This is a genomic window from Streptomyces phytophilus (assembly GCF_013870535.1).
In the GTDB taxonomy this organism is placed as follows: Bacteria; Actinomycetota; Actinomycetes; order Streptomycetales; family Streptomycetaceae; genus Streptomyces; species Streptomyces phytophilus.
The window spans coordinates 1-1870 of the sequence record NZ_JACBXC010001177.1 but is presented as its reverse complement, the minus strand read 5'-3'; the positions used below and the strand labels follow the sequence as shown (position 1 = coordinate 1870).

2 protein-coding genes are annotated in these 1870 nt (G+C 68.8%); both read right to left on the bottom strand.

The window, feature by feature from the left end:
• Positions 1–107: 107 nt before the first annotated feature.
• Positions 108–974 (bottom strand): carbohydrate ABC transporter permease, encoded by an 867-nt coding sequence (locus H5J30_RS30465; protein WP_181790665.1) that lies wholly within the window; start codon positions 972–974, stop codon positions 108–110.
• On the bottom strand, positions 974–1870 hold an 897-nt coding region (locus tag H5J30_RS30460; RefSeq protein ID WP_258563610.1), incomplete at its 5' end, for a carbohydrate ABC transporter permease. The genes H5J30_RS30460 and H5J30_RS30465, both read right to left, overlap by 1 nt.

Below are 1870 nucleotides of genomic sequence, written 5' to 3'. Positions count from 1 at the left end.
CAGCCCGGTGGCGCCCTGCAGCGCGGCCCGGGTGGTGGCCTCGCCGGTGCGGATGAGCTGGAGCAACTGCCCCGCGCTGGCCTGGTTGCGCATACGTCCCTCTCCGCTCAGCTCTTGTCCGCGCCGCTGGTCAGGCCCTCGGTGAGCAGCCGTTCCGCGGCGAAGAACAGCAGTACCACGGGGATGGTCAGGATCACGGAACCGGCCATGAGCACGGTCTTGGAGACCTCGATGCCGTTGGAGAGCTGTGCCAGGCCCAGCGAGACGGTCCAGCTCTCCGGGTCGGCGGCGAGGAAGAGCAGGGCGAAGAGGAACTCGTTCCAGGCGATCATGAAGACGTAGAGCCCGGTGGCCATCAGCGAGGGCGCGGCCAGCGGCAGCACCACCTTGCGCAGCGTCTGCAGCCTGCTGCAGCCGTCGAGCGCCGCCGCCTCCTCGATGGAGGCCGGGATGGTGACGAGGTAGTTCTTCAGCATGTAGATGGAGACTGGCACGGTCTGCGCCACGTACACGATCGCCAGGCCCACGAGGCTGCCGGACAGGCCCATCCGCGCGAACATCACGAACAGCGGGACGGCCAGGAGGGTGGCGGGGAAGAGGTAGACGGCCAGGAACATCGCGCTGACCTGGCGGCTGCCGAAGAACCTCAGCCTGCTGACGGCGTACGAACCGGGCACGGCGGCGGCCAGCGTGAGGACCACGGTGCCCAGCGAGACGAGCGCCGAGTTGAGCATCAGCTTCAGGAAGCCCTGGCCGCCGTCCTCGGTGGGCTTGAGCACGTCCCGGTACGTCGCGGTCGTCAGCTCCTTCGCCGACACCCACATCGAACCGGGGTCGGCCAGCAGGGAGTCGATCGGCTTCAGCGACAGCACGACCATGTAGTAGAAGGGGACCAGCGTGATCAGCGCCAGGAACGCGATCACCACCCAGCGGAGCGTGCCGAAGAGGCGGTCCTCGAACTGCGCGCGCGTCATCACGCCTCCTCCTGGACCCGCTTGGCGAAGAACCTGAAGTAGATGCCCAGCAGCACCGTCAGCACGAGCGCCAGGACGAGCGCCTGGGCCGCGGCGGCGCCCACGTCGAAGCGCGAGGTGAGGAAGTCGTAGACGCGCACGGCGGCCACGTCGGTGCCGGCGCCGCCGCCGGTGAGCAGGTAGACGTCGTCGAACTTGTTGAACGTCATGATGAAGCGCAGCACGCACAGCAGCGCGATCACGGGCATGAGCTGCGGCAGCAGCACGTGCCGGAAGCGCTGCGAGACCGTCGCGCCGTCCACGGTCGCGGCCTCCTCCAGGGTGTCCGGCACTGCCTGCAGCCGGGCGAGGAGGAAGAGGAAGGCGAAGGGGAAGTAGCGCCATATCTCGAAGGCGATGACGGTGAGCAGCGCCAGGGGTATGTCGAAGTGCCAGCCGAGCAGGCCCACCTCGTACTGCCGGGTGGACAGGAACGCGATCGGGTCGTCCCAGCCGAACGCCTCCCGGCCCCACTCGTTGACGACGCCGTACTGCGGGCTCAGCGCCACCTCCCAGACGAACGCGACGGCGACGACGGGCGCGACGTACGGCAGGAGCATCGAGCCGCGCAGCAGGCCGCGGCCGCGGAACGGGCGGCGCAGAGCGAGGGCGGCGACGAGGCCGAGCAGCACGGATCCCGCGGTGGCGCCGACGGTGTAGACGAGGGTGGTGACGAGGCTGGACCAGAAGCCGGCCGAGGCGAAGACGTCGGAGAAGTTCTCCAGCGACCAGTTGCCGAACAGCCCCATGCCCTGGATGTCGACGAGCTTGGCGTCCTGGAAGGCCAGCAGGACCGTCCAGAGGATCGGGACGATCACGACGACCAGGACCACCAGGAAGGTGGGGCTGACGAAGGC